The following is a 19,055-nucleotide window of genomic DNA, read 5'->3' as shown; positions in this document are numbered from 1 at the left end:
GTTCATTCTATCTAGTCTACCTTATTAGCGAGAGGCTCGGCGGGTCCATCTTTGGAATGAGTTAATCATGAGAAGTAATAAGAATGAAATGAAGAGCAGAATCATCGCTACGGCTGTAGCACCGGCGTAATCATATTGTTCTAGCTTCGCCATAATTAACAAAGGCGCAATTTCTGTTCTCATCGGCATATTACCTGAGATAAATACGACAGAGCCATATTCTCCAATTCCCCGGGCAAAAGCTAGAGCAAAACCTGTGATCAATGGGGGTACTAGCTCAGGAAGCAGCACTTTACGAAAAGTACGAAAACGTCCGGCCCCCAGCATAGCAGCGGCTTCCTCAGCATCCTTCTCCATATCCTGTAGTACAGGCTGTACTGTCCGTACAACGAACGGTATGCCAATGAACATCAACGCAATTGTAATCCCAATCGGTGTGAATGCCACCTTAATGCCAAGTGGCTCTAACATAGAGCCAATCCATCCATTCTGTGCATATAACGCAGTTAGTGATATACCAGCTACCGCAGTAGGTAATGCAAATGGTAGATCAATCAACGCATCAAACAGCGCCTTTCCTGGAAAGTTGTATCGTACTAATACCCAAGCTAGAAGGAGTCCAAGCACAGTATCCAATAATGCGGCTACCGCTGAAGTTGTGAAGCTAACACGATAAGATGCGAGCACACGAGGATCCGTCGCCACATGCCAGAATTTATCCCATGTAAGTCCTGTAGAATTGAAGATTAGCGCCGTCAAGGGGAGCAATACAACCAAGCTTAAATAAAAGACGCTAAACCCCATCGTAATCCCAAACCCAGGAATTACTTTACGCTGGATATTCTTGACTTGACTCATGGTCCTTTCATCCTCTCCTTGCCTTCGGTTTAATGAACCGATCAGCTATGTAGAATGATCTAAAGCGCGATGACTTTAGATCATTCTCGTTCTAGTTTCCTGGTACGTAAATCTGATCAAACACTCCACCATCATTGAAATGCTTCTCTTGCGTTTCTCTCCAGGTTCCAAATACATCTTTTAGCGTGAAAAGTTCAATGTCAGGAAAGGAATCCTTAAATTTCTCTTTAATACTACCCAGTGTTGGACGATAGAAATTATCAGCAGCAATGGTCTGCCCTTCTTCACTATACAAATACTTCAAATAAGCTTCAGACACCTCACGTGTCCCCCGTTTATCAACCACCTTATCTACTATGGCTACCGGAGGTTCTGCCAATATACTCAATGGAGGATATACAACATCAAATTTATCAGGACCTAATTCTTTGACAGATAGAATGGCTTCATTCTCCCATGCAATCAACACATCCCCGATTCCCCGTTCAACAAAAGTCGTCGTAGATCCACGTGCACCCGTATCTAAAACAGGAACATGAGCGAACAATGCCTTTAGAAATTCCTGAGCTTTCGCTTCATCATTGTTGTTCTGCTTCAGAGCATATCCCCATGCAGCAAGATAGTTCCAACGCGCTCCACCTGAAGTTTTAGGGTTAGGCGTGATGACTTCCACACCGTCTTTAATTAAATCCGACCAGTCCTTAATATTCTTGGGATTCCCCTTACGGACTAAGAACACAATAGTCGATGTGTAGGGTGAGCTATTCAACTCGAACTTGCTCTCCCAGCCCTCACTAATGAGACCTTTATCCTGAAGGGCATCAATATCATATCCAAGTGCCAGTGTCACTACATCCGCTTCAAGCCCATCAATAACGGATCTACTCTGCTTGCCAGAACCGCCGTGAGATTGCTTAATCGTAACCTTCTGTCCCTTTTCCTTCTGCCAATAAGCGGTGAACGCCTTATTATATTGCTCGTAAAGCTCCCGTGTCGGATCATAAGATACATTTAGTAACTCTACATCTTTCAGTTGTTCTGTCCCTGTTGTATTCGTAGTTCCCGTAACCTTAGTCTCTGTTGTCTTGTTTCCGCATGCAGCCATCGCCGCAGTCATCAGTAGTACTACAGCCATCAAAACCCCTTGTTTTATCCCCTTTTTCATCCTCTTCACCCCTAGTCATTCTTCTCTACCCTGCAAGTCTGGGAACAACAAATAGACGAAGGAATACATCAACTCCAGCTGTCACACCGATCTCCAAGAGATTCGTGTGTGCAGCTTACAAGTGATGATATTCCTCCGTCTGTACGGTAAGAACAATTATTTTATTATTCCTACCTGTTTAGTTAGGTATGTCGTTATTGTAATGAGCATTGGCTTAACTGTCAAACCTTTTTTTATTCATGATTCAAATTGATTTCATTTTCGCTTGATTATTGAGATTACACAGGTTGAATGCACATTGGTTTAGGTATTTGAAGGTTGAACCCCGTCTCTGTCAGACACCCTGTATCGGAGTCCACTGAGAACGATATCACGTTCGCACTATTCTGATTAGCTACAATAATATGCCCGGAAGGTGAAATCGCAAAATTCCGTGGTGTTACTCCACGAGTGGATACCCATTCCACAGCCTCAAGTCCACCTGTATCAGGATCAATCAAAAAGAGACCTATGCTGTCAAATCCACGATTCGAAACATATAAGAAGCGACCACAAGCAGATATATGAATGTCCGATACATAACTGATTCCTTGATAATCTGATGGGAGTGAAGAGATACTTTGCAATATTCTCAAATCTGCGGACGTCTCGTTATATGCACATACGGTAATTGTATTATTAAGCTCATTCACAACATACCCCCATTTCTTATCAGGGTGAAAATCAAAGTGACGAGGACCTGATCCTGGCGGAAGATCCACTTCATGATGTGTGACTAGAATGCCATCTTCAAGGCGGTAGATTACAATCTGATCTAATCCAAGGTCACAGACCATAACATACTGACCTGAAGTATCTGCAAAAACAGAATGAGGATGCGCCGCTTCCTGTCGCTCCGGGTCTATGCTTGATCCCGTATGTACAACTAGGGATGACATTTCATCCAATGTGCCGTCGTTCCCAAGACGGAATACATTAACCTGCCCCCCTGAATAGTTGGAAACGAATACAAACTTTTCATCCTTAGAAAGGCTAATATAGCAAGGATCGGCTCCTTCTGTTGGCTTACGATCTATCTGATGAAGTTCACCCGTCTTCTTATCAACCGAATAGACTAGGACTTCACCCTCCGACACTTCACTTACTGCGTACAATCGATCCCCTGCTGAATTAAGAGTCAGGTAGGAGCAACTTGCGATACCAGCGATCGTACTTACAATACGCATAGAACCGTCATTTCCATTTAGAGCACACACATAAATACCTTTCTCTTCTCTCGACGTTGAATTAGCCGTATAAAATAATGTCTCATTATGCATATTCATATTAAAATCACTCCTATTATTTGGTTATTTAAATTATTTATTACCCCATTTAAGAATCCACATATCAAACCGACTTCATACCCCCCTATCCTCACCGTTAAATATAATTCATTAATTATATATGTACAATGACAATTAACGTATGTCAGTATAACTAAAATAACCCGGTTTTCACCGGGTTAAAGAGAACCATCATCTTATTTAGGACCTGCTTGAATATCACGAGTTACATCAGCTAAAGTGATGCTATCGTAATGACGTTCTAACACCAATTCTCCACTATCATAGATTTGTTCCATTACCTCTTGGATGTGTTCAGATACTACACAAGCGGCTTCTCCACCACCGGAACACCAATTCGGTTGTAGCGAACCTCGCGCAAGCAATCGATACAAATCGCCAAGTGTTAATTCATCACTGTTGATGTTTAGCAAGTAGCCTCCACCAACACCTTCCTTTGTCGTGACATAACCTTGTTTGCGAAGCAACCCAAGTACTTTACGGATACGAGCAGGATGTGTACAGACACTTTTCGCAATATCATCACTGTTCGCCATATGGTCTTTTTTTAAACTAAGTAGGGTTAAACAATGGACGGCAATATTAAATTCACTATTCATTACATCGCTCCCTCTCATCTGTAAATATATATATAACAGTTTTTTATGTCAAGTATACTTACGATATGTAACCTCATATCCTACAAAAATGAGTCCTTATGAAGGATAGGTCCTTAACTATAATCACAAGCCTCATTGACAAAACTAATAACATTAGTTATTATACTAACTACATTAGTTTAAATTTAGGAGGATTACTATGCGAGTAATATCGATAGGAAAAGTACATCAGATTTCCTTTCTTCCGCGTCTATTTCCAATCAATGTGTACCTTATAGAAGAAGAGGATGGGTTAACACTGATTGATACGGGTATGTCTTTTAGTAAGAATGGAATACTTAGAGCTGCGTCTGACCTAGGTAAACCGATTGTCCGGATTGTTCTAACTCATGCTCATGGCGATCATGTCGGGGCTCTTGATGTTCTTAAGACAGCTTTACCTGACTCGAAGGTATATATTTCACGGCGTGATCAAGCCCTACTCTCAGGAAACTTGGACCTTGAAGCTCATGAACCACAGACTAAGATACGTGGAGATATACCCACCAACATTAAGACTACACCAGATTTTTTACTAGGGGACGATGACCGCATAGGCTCATTACAAGCTATTGCCTCCCCCGGCCATACACCTGGACATATGGCATTCATGGATACTCGCAGTAATATACTTATTGCCGGAGATGCCTTCCAGACACGCGGCGGCTTAGCGGTCTCTGGTCATCTGAATCCCCTATTTCCGTTTCCAGCACTCGCAACATGGAATAAATCAATTGCACTAGAAAGCGCTAGACGTCTAGCACTACTAGAACCAACTTGGCTTGCTGTAGGCCATGGACTCGTTATACAAAATCCTACTCATGCTATACAACTAGCTATTACGAAAGCACAAGCTGCTCTGAAGGAGAAATCATAATGGTAAAAAAAATGGGATTGGATCGCAACATTATATTAGCTGCTGCAACAGAGCTTGCCGATAAGCACGGCTTAGAGACCCTAACACTCTCCGCGCTCGCAGAGAAACTAAGTATACGCTCCCCTTCGTTATATAATCACATCGATGGTTTACCCGGACTCCGAGTCGACCTTGCCGTGTATGGATTACAACAACTTCGGCACATGATGATTGATGCAGTCATCGGTAAATCAGGTAATGAAGCGGCACGTAGTCTCGCAATTAGCTATGTTAAATTTGCCAGACTCCATCCTGGTCTTTATGAAGCTGTTTATCGCCCTCAATCTATAACTAGTTCGGACTTAGAAGAAGCAGGCAATGCTTTGGTTGAAATGATTATACGTGTATTAGAACCTTTTCAATTGGGAGAAGTTCAGACTATTCATAGTGTCCGTGGTTTACGAAGTCTTCTGCACGGATTCGCTTCACTTGAGCAGAACGACGGCTTCCGTATGAGTATCGACCGGGATGAAAGTCTACACTATATGATCGATACTTTTCTTCAAGGGCTGAAGCATTAGAGAACAGGGATAACCCCCTTCTATTGAGGTAATAATGAGTTACAGCAGTCTTCAATTGAATGTCTTCAACAGTGTGTTATAATAAATATACTTCAAATTGTAAATTATTATAGAGAGGGGTTTAGAACTTGCCTAACATTAGTCCCTCATATCTTCAACTAGGTAGTACCATTGGTGCTATCGTTCTCGCACTGCTAACTATATTCATTAGACTAAAAGCTAGCAACAAACCTGTGACCATTAAGAAAATCATTATTCCCCCGCTAGGAATGTCAACAGGCTTCTTGATGTTTGTTGTACCTGTGACGCATATCCCCTTATGGTGGGCTCTCGTTTCATTCATAGTGGGCTGGTTTATATTCTCTTACCCACTTATTCGTAGTACTCACTTTAAAAAAATTGAGGATTTGATCTACGCGGAGCGTTCTCGAAGTTTCATAGTGATACTATTCGGCCTGCTCGTTATTCGTACAGCACTCCATCAAGTTATTGAACAACACGTTTCCATTGCACAATCTGGAGCTCTGTTCTTTTTATTAGCTTTTGGAATGATATTACGGTGGCGTCTATTTATGTACAAAGAATTTAAGCAGTTGACCCGTAACTAACATGAACATTCCTACTCTCATCACCAACTCTACCTTGATCCACTCAAGGTAGGGCCTCATGATTGAATAAGCTTCTACTACTGCCAATTCCCTTATCCATTCATCCATAACACCTAAGACGATACAACCTTTCGCTCTTTCGAGGTTTTCACCTATCCAATAGACCACAATAAGCGGTCTTCCATCCCTTATACAAAAAATGTCGTACGTAAATACTCAATTTATGGAGGGATTGATGTAAAATGAAGGCTAAATCTAGAAAAGTTGCCATTATAGGTTCTGGCATGGTTGGCTCAAGCTGTGCTTATTCTATGATTAATCAGTCCATATGTGATGAGATCATGATGGTTGATCGCACCTATGACCGTGCTCTTGCCCAAGCCATGGATTTATCGCATTGCATGGAATTCACACACACCCGTACCAAGGTATATGCCGGAACCTACGTCGACTGTGGGGACATGAATGTTATTATCATTGCAGCCGGAGCTAATCCGAAACCAGGGCAGACACGGCTAGACCTGCTAGATGAAGCTGCTATTATAACGAAGGAAATTGTTACTCCTATTATAAAAAGTGGCTTTGATGGCATTTTTGTCATTGCTGCCAATCCCGTAGATATTGTATCTTACATGGTGTGGAAAATTTCTGGATTCCCACGTCACAAGGTCATTGGTACTGGAACCTCCATTGATTCCTCACGTCTTAAGACACTACTATCAGATGTATTCTCCATCGACCCCCGCAGTGTGAATGGCTATGCCATGGGGGAACATGGCGAGTCTCAATTCGTAGCGTGGTCGCACGTTACTATTGGCGGAAAGCCTATTCTGCATATTTTAGCTCAGCACCGGGAACGATTTCAGAATCTAGACCTCGTAGATATTGCCAAGAAAACCAAAGATGCAGGTTGGGAGATTTTCACCCGTAAAGGTTCTACCCATTTCGGAATTGGCAGCGCACTTGCGTTCATTACAAGATCCATTCTCAACGATGATCATAAAATTATTGCGGTTTCTGCTGTACTTGATGGAGAGTATGGGCAGTCTAATGTATGTATCGGTGTTCCAGCCATTATTAGCAGTGAAGGGATTCAGGAAATTGTGGAGTTGCAATTGAACGAAGAGGAATCCTATTTGTTCAACACTTCTTGTGACATTATCCGCGATAATATCAACGGATTAACTGTATATCATTAAGTTAAGTCTCTTGGCAACTTAGATTAATTTTGTTGTCAAACTTAAGAAATAAATGGTATATTTACAAATGATCATTATTTATAATTTAAAGGCAATGTTACCGTTAACGAAAGGTACAACCTCGACTATTTATAGTCTTGTGTTGTGCCCTTTTTTTTCTTCACATCAAGGAGGTCATAATATGTTTCTAGAAGCCGTGTATCACCGTCCACAACAAAATTGGTGTTACGCCTATAATGGCACCACAATCCATCTCAGAATCCGTACCAAAAAGAACGATGTCTCTACCGTATCCGCCATGACTGGGGATAAATATGCTTGGGATCATACGATGGAATACCTTCCTATGACCCTTCTAACTTCCGATGAATTGTTCGATTACTGGGAATGTGAGGTTACACCACCCTATCGTCGATTAAAGTATGGTTTTGTACTACAGAAGAACGAAGAAAAATGTTGGATGACAGAATATACATTTCTGAATAATGCTCCCCCAAACCCTGATCGACTATTCGAATACCCATACATAAACCCCATTGATGTGTTCAAGACACCTGATTGGGTCAAGGATGCCATATTCTATCAAATTTTTCCTGAACGGTTCGCCAATGGTGATCCTAGCATTAACCCTGAAGGCACACTTCCGTGGGGAGGAACGCCGCAACGAGATAATTTCTTTGGCGGTGATTTACAAGGGGTCATCGATCACATCGACTATCTTAGTAACCTTGGTATCAATGCTCTCTATTTCACACCGTTATTTACCGCAACGACTAACCATAAATACGATACTGAGGATTATCTTCAAGTCGATCCCCAATTCGGTGATGTTGACCTATTGAAGAAGTTAGTAGCCCTCTGTCATGAACGAGGAATACGCATACTTATGGATGCCGTATTCAACCATTCCGGAAGAACATTCGCCCCATTCGTGGATGTGCAGGAGAATGGTGAATCCTCTCGTTACAAGGATTGGTTCCATATTTCCAAATTCCCGATTCATGTAGAGAATGGCATTCCAAGTTATGATACCTTCGCTTTTGAGCCATTGATGCCAAAGCTTAATACCGAGAATCCAGAGGTCAAAGCCTACCTTCTTCATGTGGCGGAATATTGGATTAAGGAAGTTGGCATCGACGGGTGGCGGCTAGATGTAGCCAATGAGGTAGACCATCAGTTCTGGAGAGAATTCCGACAAGTTGTTAAAAAAGCAAATCCCAATGCATATATTCTAGGTGAAATATGGCATGAATCTTCAAGTTGGCTGCAAGGTGATCAATTTGATGCCGTCATGAATTATCCTTTTACCCATGCTACGCTTGATTTCTTCGTAGAAGGTTCTACGGATGCTGAAGGTTTCTCACACGCCATCGGAAAGCAGTTATCCCGCTACCCACGTCAAGCAAATGAAGTCGCCTTTAACTTACTCGATAGCCATGATACAGCTCGCCTAATTACACTGTGCAATGAAGATATACGTAAAATGAAGCTAGCTGTTGTATTCCTATTCACCTTTCCTGGTACACCATGTATTTACTATGGTGATGAAATAGGACTTACAGGTGGACATGATCCTGACTGCCGGAAATGTATGGAATGGGAACCTGATAAGCAGAATCAGGATTTGTTCACCTTCTATCAAGATCTAATCCAGATCCGCCTACGCTATAGCGCGTTACGGACAGGCACATTCCGTTTCCTGTCTGCAGAGGCAGACTGTACCCTATTAGGCTATTCACGTGAGGATGATACAGATCACATCATTATTCTCATGAATAATAGTGATGCTGAACAATCCATTGAAGTACCCGTGACAGTAACAACGTGGGAAAATATCTACTCTGGTGAAGTATTAACGTCTCAGAATGGATCTCTCCAAGCTGAACTGCCTCCTTACGGATACTTGATACTTAGGAGCGAAGGAAAGACATTCTGATTCACGCGGAGTTCTGACGTCAATCAATAGGCGAGACTGAAATCTAATGAAAAAAGCCGATCACACTTCCTATCATCACGGAAGTGTAATCGGCACCTAACCAGTTCAGTCCACTTCACTTTGCTTAGTGAGCTGATGATATGAGTATGAAATCACAGAGCCTTACGCGAGACGGGGATTGTAGGGGAAATCGCCCTACAACCCCCGTCTCTTCGTATTAACCTAATGATTGATTTTACTCAATAGCATTTCCATGGAGCTGGGTTTAATAGCGGTTCAGCATCAATTGGGTTTTCAACCCATCTGCTGGAACGAGCCAGCCCTTATCGTTCAAGCTGTTAATGAGTGCTGTGCGGTTAGTGCTGGCGTCGTTATAATCCGCCGTTTTGAACGATATTTCTACAATTCGTTCAACGCCTGTTCCCGCTGCATCACGTATAGGCCATATCTCCACATCTACCTCAAGTCCGTTCCAGCTACCTTCGTATTTACTGGCAAGCACAGGACCGTAAGCACGAGAATTTTGGAGCTGTGTCTTCCCCCAATTGCTGGAGCTCCAGTCTTTCAGCTTGCCGGGCAACTTGTCCAGCAGCATTCCACGAGCAACTGCTTCTGACGGAAGTCCTAAGGCGCCATTTAATGAAGTGCTGACCTTTTTGTCTAGTGATATGCTTAAGGTTTGCTTGCCATATCCCCAATCTACTTCAGCCTCATAATTATCATCCGTAATATCAAACCCTTCGCTATTCGCAAGAGTCAGAGCCGCTTGGATATCCTCATTTTGAATCGCATACCGCTTTTTGTAGTTTAGCTCGTAGTTGTCTTTATTCTCTTTTTTTCGAAAACGCACATTCCACCCCTGTGCATCGAGATTCAGGTTATTGGTATCAAAGTACTCGACATTAACCTGCTTGGGACTGGATAGACTGAATTCGGACTGGATAGCAGGAGTCAATGAGTGATTTCCATCCAATACTTGCGTAGAATCCAGCAGTAACTTGACCTCGTAGGATGGAACCATGTTAGCCTCCTGACCCTTTGCCTGAACCGTCTCACTTGCCTGTAATACTGATACCAATAGCGTCGCACTCAGGAACACTGCACTTGCTTTTGCCAACCAATGCTTCATGCTCTCAACTCCTATTCAAGAATGGGATTACAAGTACTACTCTAGAGGTCCATTGTCATGAAGAGATCAAACAAACTAACTGATTTAGTTAATTATACCAATAATTAATAGATGAGAGATGAGAATTTTTAAAGTCTCTATGCAGTGTATCAATAAATTTCTCAGTCAATCGGGAGTCAAAGCGATCCTTGTTATAACAGCAATAGATGGAACGATGGAAATTGGCATTCGGTATTTGTCGCATGAGTAGGCGCCCCTGCCTGACCTCTTCTTGAACAGCCAGACCTGAGATAAAGGCGATGTGTCCGCCCTGCTGCACAGTCTGCTTGATGGCTTCAATCGAATCCAACTCAATGGGGCCAATCAGACCCACCCGGTGATTATCCAACCACCTCGCCGTCATTTCCCTCGTACTTGAGTCTTTACCATGAAGCACAAAATTAGCCGTCGCTATCAAGCCAGGATTGAGCACCTCATAGGAAGCCAAATGATGATCAGGCGAAAAAATAACAACCAGCTCATCCTCGCAGAGGCTGTGCGTCGATAAGAAAGGTTTCTCAAAGGGCTCAGAGGAGATAATCCCCAAGTCGATCTCGTGATTCCAAAGCTTCTCTTTAATAATAGGCGCCGGCTTGACCAGTACCGATAATTCAATACCGGGATTCGCTTTGGAGAAATCACTCAGTACCTCCGGCAACACATAGGTGGCTGGAACATAGCTGGCTCCAATGGTGAGATTCCCTCTGGCAAGGCTTCCATATTCCTTCACAACACGCTCGGCCTCCTGCGCTAGCTTGTTGATGCGGGAGGCGTAATGGAGCAGAGCCCGTCCTGGCGCGGTCAAGAAAGTCTTGTCCCCACGCGATTCAAACAGTTTGACGCCCATATCCTGCTCCAGCTTTTTCATATGATAGGTGATGGTCGGCTGCTTTAGCTCTAGTACGTTTGCGACAGCTGTGATTTTCTTATGATTTTCCAGGAGCTCGACGATTTTTAATTTCAGCAAATTCATGCGTTAACGCCTCCAATTCCATTTTATCCACTGTAGCATAGAAAAATTCGATGAATGTTAAAGCAAATCCACTAAAAAGTTAATGTTTCATTTACATTGCTCGAATAAAGGACAAATAGTTCACCGCTATACTGAAAGCAAGACTGATAACAAGCTTAAAGAATAGGCAGGTTAACAAAAATGGGAGATATCACTATCCGTCTTTTAGAAAAATCCTTTGGTTCAGTTCAGGCGCTGCGGCCTTCAAGCCTAACGATTGCCAAAGGTAGCTTCACTACGCTGCTCGGCCCTTCCGGTTGTGGCAAGACAACGCTGCTTCGGATGTTAGCTGGACTTGAAACACCCGACGCAGGCGAAATTCATGTGGATGGAGAGTGCTATTATTCGAAGGCGCAGCGAATCAATAAGCCGGCTCACCAGCGCCATTTCGGGATGGTATTTCAGGACTTTGCGCTCTGGCCGCACATGACGATTTTCGAAAATGTCGCTTTTGGCCTGCGCGCAGCCAGAAAGAAAAACGGCTTAAGGGAGTCCGTGCTTCATGCGCTGAAAACCGTGCGGCTGGAGGGTATGGAAAAGCGGTTCCCGCATCAGCTCTCTGGTGGGCAGCAGCAGCGAGTGGCATTTGCCAGAGCGATCATAATGAAGCCACAGCTCGTGCTGTTCGATGAGCCGCTCAGCGCCCTTGATGCTATGCTGCGTGATGAGATGCGGGCAGAGCTGTTGCATTTAGTCAAGGAGATTGGTGTTACGGCGCTCTATGTCACACATGACCAGACAGAAGCAATGAGCATGTCAGATGAGGTTGTGGTGTTGAAAGAAGGAGAAATATTGCAGCGTGGGACGCCTGAGCGTATCTACAACGCCCCAGCCCATCCCTTCGTCGCCCAGTTCATAGGTAAATCGAATTGGCTGATGAAGGATAAACAAATGGTTCGACCCGAGCATATCCGCTGGAGGGAGGAGAACACCGCTGATCATCGCTTTGAGGGTACATTACGCCATGCTAGCTATATGGGAGACCGCTACGAAGTTGAGCTGGACATGCATCAGGATCTTGGAATATGGACAGCGTACTCTCCTTCCCGGTTGTCAATCGGTGAGACGATGCAGGTATATGTATCTCCACAGCATGTACATGATGTTGTGTTATAAGCCATTCGACTCGTTAATGAAAGCTCTGAATCACGCCAGCCTGAACAGGCGGCACACTATGAATAGGAGGCAATACAAATGAGAATAGCCAAACAAGGTATGATGCTTGCTTTAACTGTATGTATGGGAATAGGTTTAGTCGGTTGTGGAGCAGCGGGGAACAATGCAAAAACTGCAGAAACAGCGCCAGCAAATTCAGTATCAGCACCCGTGGAGCCGCAAGATACCGATAAGAAACTGAGCGGCACTCTAGCCGTCTACAGCGCGGGACCGGAAGGCTTAGCCAATAAGATCAAAGAGGGCTTCGAGGCCAAAACAGGCGTTAAAGTAGAGATGTTTCAGGGAACAACCGGAAAAATACTCGCCCGTATGGAGGCTGAGAAATCAAATCCAGCCGTTGATGTCGTTGTACTTGCTTCACTGCCGGCGATGCAAGGTCTCAATCAAGATGGCATGCTCTTAGGCTACCCGGAGGCTGCCAACGCGGACAAGCTAATTACGGACTGGTCTGATAAAGACGGACATTATTTCAGCTATAGCGCGTCTGCACTTGGCATTGTCTATAATACAAAGCTCGTTCAGACTCCCCCTACTTCGTGGGAGGATTTAGCCAAGCCAGAATGGAAGGGGAAAGTGAACATCCCTGATCCATCCTTGTCCGGCTCCGCACTGGATTTCATCTCAGGTTATCTGAGCGATGTAGGCGAGAACGGCTGGACACTCTTTGACAGCTATAAACAGAACGGTGTGGCGATGGCTGGCGCTAATCAGGAAGCACTAGACCCGGTTATTACAGGTGCCAAATCCGTTGTCGCGGCTGGTGTCGACTATATGGCTTATAAAGCGAAGGCCGCAGGAGAGCCTATTGATATTGTTTACCCGAAGGAAGGGAGTGTTATCAGCCCGCGCCCAGCAGCTATTATGAAGACGAGCAAAAACAGCGACAATGCCAAAGCATTTATTGATTACCTCATTTCAGATGAGGCGCAAAAGCTGGTGGCTGACGCATACTTACTACCCGGTCGCTCAGATGTTGAGGCGAAGGATCGCGCTAATACCAGTGAGATAGCCACATTCAATGTGAACTGGCAGTGGATGAATGAAAATAGCGACAGTGTTACAACGAAATTCACACAATTGTTCAAGTAAGACGAGCCGCCCGGCGGTTCGGGCTTAGATGGGTGGTACGACAATGCAAACCAATTCTTTCAGATCGTATACATGGATCTGGCTAGTGCTGGCACTGCTGCTACTTGGCATGCTGGTGCTGGCACCACTGATGATGATTTTTTGGACGAGCCTGTATCCTGACCAGAATTTTGATTTGCAGGCGCCGCTGCGCAATATTATGCAGAGTGAGGTAAGTCAGGTACTGTTCAATTCCATCTGGCTGGGGCTGTGTGTCATTGCGGCCACAACAGTACTTGCGTTTCCGCTGGCCTGGATTATGGCGAAGACGGAACTGCGCCGTCATAAGTGGCTCGATATTGTGCTACTCATTCCGTTCATGACTCCTCCCTACATTGGTTCAATGGGATGGATGCTTTTTATGCAGACCAATGGTTATATGGAACAATTCATCCCAGCTGCTTCGGCTCTGACCCCTGCGTTCTTCAGCTTCTGGGGGATGGTTACCATTATGAGCCTACATCTGTTTCCTTTCCTGTATTTGTTGCTTCGCAATTCGCTTCTCCAAATTAGCGGGAACATGGAGGAAGCGGCAGCTGTGCATGGTGGGGGATTTTTTTACCGTATTAGACGAATCATTCTGCCTTTGCTTCTGTCGAGCTATGTCATGGGCGCCTTGTTAATCTTCGTCAAGACGATTGCGGAATTCGGTACGCCCGCAACCTTTGGCCGCAAAATCGGCTTTTATGTCATGACGTCGGAAATTCATAAATACATTTCAAGTTGGCCGATTGACTTCGGCAAGGCAACCTCGCTTGCTTCTGTTCTACTCGCCTCTTGTTTGGTCATGTGGTATATCCAGAGCGTTATCAGTAGCCGTTATTCGTATCGTCTAGTCGGTGGCAAGGGTACGGTCAGCAAATACGCTTCCGTTAAGAATTGGAGAGGTTTCGTATGCTGGTTCTATATCGGCCTGCTACTGTTGGCTTCGATTGGAGTTCCGTATTTCTCAATTATTACAGCCTCGCTACTCAAGCTACGCGGCGAAGGGCTCGCTTGGGGCAATCTTACGCTGCAGCATTACGCTGATTTACTGGCTCCGGGGTCGGAAAGCCTGAATGCACTGTTGAACAGCTTTGGCTTGTCGATCGTTGCATCCACAATTGCAGTTGTGCTAGGTACCTGGTTGGCGCTGACCGTACAGCGCTCCCGCACGCCGGGACAGAAGCTGGTTGACCTGTTCAGCTTGTTGCCTAATACAGTACCCGGCATCGTCATTGTCGTGGGATTGATTCTGCTGTGGAATGCCAAATGGATGCCTATTCCGCTGTATAATACGTACGGCATGGTGGTGCTGACCTATGTCATTCTATTCCTTCCCTATACCGTTCAATACGTAAAATCCAGCTATGGACAAATCGATCCTATGCTACTGCAAGCGGGCCATGTATTCGGCGGACGCAAGCTATATGTGCTAAGGAGAATTTTACTTCCGCTTTTGCTGCCAGGAATGCTGGCAGGATGGATGATGACCTTTACGATATCTAATCGCGAGCTGGTGGCATCCTTGCTAATTTTACCACCCGGGATGAAGACCTCAGCGACATATATCTTCGCCCAATTTGAACAGGGTGCAGTATCCATGGGAATGGCTATGGCGGTTATTTCCGTCGGAATAACGACCGCACTGCTACTTGCAATGTCTTATATTAGTTCTAAACAGAAAGTGGAATAGCTTATGACGCATTTAACCATTTGGGGAGGGGCCGGAGAACACGGCCGCTCCAGTTATTTATTACAGCATGAAGATCAGGCCTTATTACTGGATTGCGGAGGAAAAAAAGAGCGCGGGGGCCAGTATCCGCTCATAGGTGAAGAGGTGCTACCTCACCTTAAGGCGGTGTTTCTGTCCCATGCCCATGAGGATCATTCGATGGCCATCCCATTATTATATAAACATGGATTTAAGGGACAGGTATGGACAACCCGCGCAACAGCACAACAACTCCCGTTGTATTTTCAAACATGGAATCGCTATGCCCGTTCTCAATCAATCGATCTGCCTTATGATGACCGGCATATTGATGCTATTGATTACGTGTTTCTGGAGGATAAATCTGCTGCGGGAGATTGGATCGAGGTGTTCCCCGGCTTGAGGATGAAATGGGGCCGCAGTGGCCATCTTCCCGGCTCGGTGTGGTTTGTACTAAACTGGGCTGGCAAACTGATCTACTTTTCGGGGGATTACACAGAGGAGTCCGGCTTGCTTGCTGCTGATCGTCCTGTGCTTTTGCAGGGGGCGCAGCAGCAAGCCTACGCAGATTTGGCAATTATTGATGCAGCTTATGGCGCTGACCCAGATTCTCAGGCCGTCGGACTAATGGAGCTTGAAAAAGTAACCAGAGAGACACTGCGGCATAACGGTACTGTGCTCTATCCCGTCCCTACCTATGGTCGGGGCCAGGAGCTACTGGTGTGGGCGAGCGAGATCTTCCCTGAAGCAGATCTTATTGTGGAGCAAGTACTGATGGAGCAGCTTCATCAGCTTGCGGCTATGCCAGACTGGCTGCATGACAATGCGCTTGCACGTATCGAAGCGCTGCTTGCCTGCGGCAGGCTGCACATTGTTGCTGAAGAAGGGGAACGCGAACAGGCGCTTTCCCGATCAGAAGGGGCGATTATTTTCACCGATGACGGTATGATGCAATCTGAAACCGCGCAATGGTACTATAAGCGACTAGCCAACTCAACGTATAATACTATCCTTATGACGGGTCATTTGGCTGCTGGCTCCTATGGCGAGTTGCTGCTGAGGAAAAATAGCATTGGCGCTCAGGTACACCATGTCCGGTATAAGGTTCATCAAGGTTTGCCCGATGTTCGAAACATGCTTGAGTGGGTGCCGAGCAGAGCGACAGTTCTTGCACATGCCTCCAAGACGCGCACTGACCGTTTGCTCACTGTGCTACGGCATGAAGGCCATCACATGCTTCATTCGCTCTGTCCTGGGGAGACACTGCCCTTTTGAAGTCGATATAAGGCCTGAAATAGTGTATAGACATCTTTTTAACAAAAAACGCGTCAATTATTTGAGGCCACTGAAAAATCCAAAAAATTAAACAGGCATCTTTTGCACAATCTATTTATGCGAAGATGCCTGTTTTTATATATGACGGATTGTAATTATGAAGCTATCGATTCAACGTAGGGTCTACACCTTTTTATCACACCTATATAACCTAGCCCCTTTAGATGAGCTCTATCCCTTACTCGCTCCGGATGTTAAACCTTCCACAAGAAGGCGTTGAAGGAACATGAACAGAATGGTAATTGGAAGTGCGATCAGAACTGCGCCCGCTGCGAACAGTGTGAAATTTGAATTCGTGTTCGAACTCACCATATCATACAGCCCCACAGCCACTGTCCATTTCTCCTTAGACCGTAGTACCATCTTCGCAAAGATAAAATCAACCCACGGACCAACAAATTGCGTTAGCGCCATATAAGTGAGCATGGGCCGAGAAAGCGGAAGAATGATTCGTGTGAAGATCGTAAAATTACTTGCCCCATCGATTCTGGCCGCTTCGTCCAATGATCTTGGAATCGTATCCAAGAACCCTTTAGCTATAAAGGTTCCCCCAAGAGGAGCACCTGCTGCATATACAATAATTAATGCAAGATGTGTATCAAGCAAATGAAACTCTTTAAGAAGCAAATAAATGGCGATCATACTCATAAATCCAGGGAACATCCCCAGAATCAATACCGTAGAGAGCGCCGTCTGCCGTCCACGGAAACGAAAGCGTGATACAGCATAGCTGGTTAACAGCGTGAGAACAATACCAATCAACATAGAAATAATCGAAATCTTCAACGTATTCATGTACCAGCTACCAAACATATAACTTTTGGATGTAAATAACTCTCTATAGTGTTCCAGTGTAAAACTACTAGGAATCAATGACTTACTATACAGAGATTTACCAGGTCGAACGGAACCCAATATGACCCACAACGCTGGATACACGGAACCGATCACCATGATAACGAGAACGATATAACTTAGGGTCAAACGCAAGGATTTTTTTACTTTTCGTCCACTCATTGGATCATATCCTCCTCTTTGAAAGACTTCGTTCGGCGGTAGTTATAGATTGAGAACGAGGCGATAATTAGGAAAATAATGATCCCCACAGCAGAAGCCATATTGTATTTATTCTGATCTAGCGTTAACTTGTACAACCAAGTGACGAGCAGGTCAGTCGCTCCTGCATATTGGTAATCGCCCACTACAGGATTTCCACTTGTTAGCAGGAAGATCGCGTTAAAATTATTGATATTTCCAGCAAATTGTGCAATGAGTGTTGGCGCTGTTGTGAAGAGTATCATGGGCAGAGTAACGATCCGAAACTTCTGATAATTACTTGCCCCATCTACCTCAGCTGCTTCATACATATCACGTGGAATCGTTGTCAATACACCCATAATTAATATCATTGAGACCGGAATACCAACCCACATGTTTACAACAATAACCGTTACCTTAGCCCAGAATGGATCAGTCAGCCAAGGAAGTTGTCCAAATCCGAAATATCCGAGATACTGATTAACCGGTCCGAATTGACCGTTAAACATATTTCTCATCACAAGCAGCGAAATAAGCTGCGGAATAGCATAAGGAATAATTAAAATCGTTCTCCACAAACCCTTAAATTTGATACCCTTTTGGTTAATAAGTAACGCAACGAGCAGGCCTCCAAAATAAGTAGTTACCGTGGATAGAACGGCCCAAATAATGGTCCAGGTCAGAACTCCGTAGAACGTGTGACTCCACGTTTTGAGTGAAATCAAATCTCTAAATGTATCAAATCCTACCCAATCGATCAGCTTAGCTGGTGGGATGTGGTTAGGTGCAGAGTAATTTGTAAATGCCAGCATAACCATGAAGATGATGGGCATAACCGTGAAGAATAGAATACCTATTGCCGGTAAAGTCAAAAAGGCTTGCGCGAATTTATAATCCAGAACATACCGAATGGATTGTTTGAAACTGTTCGGTTGGATTCCATTTTCTCTTTTCTCCGCAGTTTTACGTGCGTCTCTTACATTCATGATATAAATAATGACAAAAATAATCAAAAGTAAAATGGTTATCAAACTTTGGATTAGAATAAAGATCGAGTGATCCCCATCGATCCACTTACCATTGACTCTCATTCTTGGCGTATCTCCAAGTGTTACAATGCCCCACAAAGATCTACCCAGATTACTGCTGAAATAAATGATCGCATACGCCTCAATTAGCAGGTATACGAAGCCTTTTATAAACTGGCGGTTATATATTTGTCCCAGTCCCATGCTTATAAGCGACAGTATTGTGGCTTTGTTGCGATATCGGTCCACGAGCCTTCTCCTCTCCCTAGAAAACCCAAGGAATTACCCCC

At 44.5% G+C, this 19,055-nt stretch carries 17 protein-coding genes; 9 read left to right on the top strand and 8 right to left on the bottom strand.

The features are described 5' to 3' along the window. Positions 1–24 precede the first annotated feature (24 nt). The 4 genes from cysT to UB51_RS24060 form a co-directional block, all read right to left on the bottom strand. Complete coding sequence (gene cysT / locus UB51_RS24075; protein WP_044879485.1) at positions 25–858, bottom strand: sulfate ABC transporter permease subunit CysT; 834 nt, start codon at positions 856–858, stop codon at positions 25–27. Between the two features lie 91 nt (positions 859–949). Beyond that, a complete protein-coding gene (locus tag UB51_RS24070; protein WP_044879484.1) occupies positions 950–2,023 on the bottom strand; it encodes a sulfate ABC transporter substrate-binding protein in 1,074 nt (357 codons plus the stop codon). A gap of 278 nt (positions 2,024–2,301) precedes the next feature. Then, complete coding sequence (locus UB51_RS24065; RefSeq protein ID WP_044879483.1) at positions 2,302–3,348, bottom strand: lactonase family protein; 1,047 nt, start codon at positions 3,346–3,348, stop codon at positions 2,302–2,304. Between the two features lie 197 nt (positions 3,349–3,545). Then, a complete protein-coding gene (locus UB51_RS24060) occupies positions 3,546–3,968 on the bottom strand; it encodes an RrF2 family transcriptional regulator (protein WP_044879482.1) in 423 nt (140 codons plus the stop codon). 199 nt (positions 3,969–4,167) lie between these two features. On the opposite strand from UB51_RS24060, the gene UB51_RS24055 reads away from it, so the two are divergent. The 5 genes from UB51_RS24055 to UB51_RS24030 all read left to right on the top strand — a co-directional run bounded on the left by UB51_RS24055 (position 4,168) and on the right by UB51_RS24030 (position 9,187). Beyond that, positions 4,168–4,884, top strand: a complete 717-nt coding sequence (locus UB51_RS24055) for an MBL fold metallo-hydrolase (protein ID WP_044879481.1) — start codon at positions 4,168–4,170, stop codon at positions 4,882–4,884. Then, entirely contained in the window at positions 4,884–5,444 is a 561-nt protein-coding gene (locus UB51_RS24050; RefSeq protein ID WP_044879480.1) for a TetR/AcrR family transcriptional regulator, read from the top strand. Before UB51_RS24055 ends, UB51_RS24050 begins: the two co-directional genes overlap by 1 nt. Positions 5,445–5,572: 128 nt before the next feature. Beyond that, positions 5,573–6,052, top strand: a complete 480-nt coding sequence (locus UB51_RS24045; RefSeq protein ID WP_044879479.1) for a CcdC family protein — start codon at positions 5,573–5,575, stop codon at positions 6,050–6,052. Positions 6,053–6,294: 242 nt separating this feature from the next. Further along, positions 6,295–7,251: an L-lactate dehydrogenase gene (locus tag UB51_RS24035; protein ID WP_044879477.1), complete on the top strand. Its 957-nt coding sequence runs from the start codon at positions 6,295–6,297 to the stop codon at positions 7,249–7,251. Between the two features lie 181 nt (positions 7,252–7,432). Next, a complete protein-coding gene (locus UB51_RS24030; RefSeq protein ID WP_044879476.1) occupies positions 7,433–9,187 on the top strand; it encodes an alpha-glycosidase in 1,755 nt (584 codons plus the stop codon). 265 nt (positions 9,188–9,452) lie between these two features. Here the strand turns inward: UB51_RS24030 and UB51_RS24025 are convergent, their stop codons facing one another. Next, the gene (locus UB51_RS24025; protein ID WP_044879475.1) at positions 9,453–10,316 is read right to left on the bottom strand and encodes a hypothetical protein; all 864 of its coding nucleotides are present in this window, start codon (positions 10,314–10,316) and stop codon (positions 9,453–9,455) included. Between the two features lie 88 nt (positions 10,317–10,404). Next, positions 10,405–11,328: a LysR family transcriptional regulator gene (locus UB51_RS24020; protein ID WP_044879474.1), complete on the bottom strand. Its 924-nt coding sequence runs from the start codon at positions 11,326–11,328 to the stop codon at positions 10,405–10,407. A gap of 180 nt (positions 11,329–11,508) precedes the next feature. Between UB51_RS24020 and UB51_RS24015 the strand changes: the two genes are divergently transcribed. The 4 genes from UB51_RS24015 (at position 11,509) to UB51_RS24000 (ending at position 16,639) form a co-directional block, all read left to right on the top strand. Further along, positions 11,509–12,483 carry an ABC transporter ATP-binding protein gene (locus UB51_RS24015; RefSeq protein ID WP_044879473.1) on the top strand — a complete coding sequence of 325 codons (975 nt, stop codon included), beginning with the start codon at positions 11,509–11,511 and terminating at the stop codon, positions 12,481–12,483. A 78-nt stretch (positions 12,484–12,561) separates the two neighbouring features. Then, on the top strand, positions 12,562–13,632 hold the full coding sequence (locus UB51_RS24010; protein ID WP_044879472.1) for an ABC transporter substrate-binding protein: 1,071 nt from the start codon (positions 12,562–12,564) through the stop codon (positions 13,630–13,632). A 43-nt stretch (positions 13,633–13,675) separates the two neighbouring features. Next, entirely contained in the window at positions 13,676–15,346 is a 1,671-nt protein-coding gene (locus UB51_RS24005; RefSeq protein WP_144407062.1) for an ABC transporter permease, read from the top strand. Positions 15,347–15,349: 3 nt separating this feature from the next. Further along, positions 15,350–16,639: an MBL fold metallo-hydrolase gene (locus tag UB51_RS24000; RefSeq protein ID WP_044879470.1), complete on the top strand. Its 1,290-nt coding sequence runs from the start codon at positions 15,350–15,352 to the stop codon at positions 16,637–16,639. Positions 16,640–16,870: 231 nt separating this feature from the next. Here UB51_RS24000 and UB51_RS23995 read toward each other — a convergent pair whose 3' ends face one another. After that, entirely contained in the window at positions 16,871–17,716 is an 846-nt protein-coding gene (locus UB51_RS23995) for a sugar ABC transporter permease (RefSeq protein WP_044879469.1), read from the bottom strand. Further along, positions 17,713–19,014 carry a sugar ABC transporter permease gene (locus UB51_RS23990; RefSeq protein ID WP_044879468.1) on the bottom strand — a complete coding sequence of 434 codons (1,302 nt, stop codon included), beginning with the start codon at positions 19,012–19,014 and terminating at the stop codon, positions 17,713–17,715. The genes UB51_RS23995 and UB51_RS23990 overlap by 4 nt, the downstream gene beginning before the upstream one ends. Positions 19,015–19,055 lie beyond the last annotated feature (41 nt).

Origin of the sequence: Paenibacillus sp. IHBB 10380 (assembly GCF_000949425.1) — a bacterium.
Lineage (GTDB): Bacteria > Bacillota > Bacilli > Paenibacillales > Paenibacillaceae > Paenibacillus_AQ.
This window is presented reverse-complemented; position numbering and strand designations above follow the sequence as displayed.

Coding starts and splice junctions, on each gene's coding strand:
- cysT (WP_044879485.1), bottom strand. CDS start 858: ATGAGTCAAGTCAAGAATATCCAGCGTAAAGTAATTCCTGGGTTTGGG.
- UB51_RS24070 (WP_044879484.1), bottom strand. CDS start 2,023: ATGAAAAAGGGGATAAAACAAGGGGTTTTGATGGCTGTAGTACTACTG.
- UB51_RS24065 (WP_044879483.1), bottom strand. CDS start 3,348: ATGAATATGCATAATGAGACATTATTTTATACGGCTAATTCAACGTCG.
- UB51_RS24060 (WP_044879482.1), bottom strand. CDS start 3,968: ATGAATAGTGAATTTAATATTGCCGTCCATTGTTTAACCCTACTTAGT.
- UB51_RS24055 (WP_044879481.1), top strand. CDS start 4,168: ATGCGAGTAATATCGATAGGAAAAGTACATCAGATTTCCTTTCTTCCG.
- UB51_RS24050 (WP_044879480.1), top strand. CDS start 4,884: ATGGTAAAAAAAATGGGATTGGATCGCAACATTATATTAGCTGCTGCA.
- UB51_RS24035 (WP_044879477.1), top strand. CDS start 6,295: ATGAAGGCTAAATCTAGAAAAGTTGCCATTATAGGTTCTGGCATGGTT.
- UB51_RS24030 (WP_044879476.1), top strand. CDS start 7,433: ATGTTTCTAGAAGCCGTGTATCACCGTCCACAACAAAATTGGTGTTAC.
- UB51_RS24025 (WP_044879475.1), bottom strand. CDS start 10,316: ATGAAGCATTGGTTGGCAAAAGCAAGTGCAGTGTTCCTGAGTGCGACG.
- UB51_RS24020 (WP_044879474.1), bottom strand. CDS start 11,328: ATGAATTTGCTGAAATTAAAAATCGTCGAGCTCCTGGAAAATCATAAG.
- UB51_RS24015 (WP_044879473.1), top strand. CDS start 11,509: ATGGGAGATATCACTATCCGTCTTTTAGAAAAATCCTTTGGTTCAGTT.
- UB51_RS24010 (WP_044879472.1), top strand. CDS start 12,562: ATGAGAATAGCCAAACAAGGTATGATGCTTGCTTTAACTGTATGTATG.
- UB51_RS24005 (WP_144407062.1), top strand. CDS start 13,676: ATGCAAACCAATTCTTTCAGATCGTATACATGGATCTGGCTAGTGCTG.
- UB51_RS24000 (WP_044879470.1), top strand. CDS start 15,350: ATGACGCATTTAACCATTTGGGGAGGGGCCGGAGAACACGGCCGCTCC.
- UB51_RS23995 (WP_044879469.1), bottom strand. CDS start 17,716: ATGAGTGGACGAAAAGTAAAAAAATCCTTGCGTTTGACCCTAAGTTAT.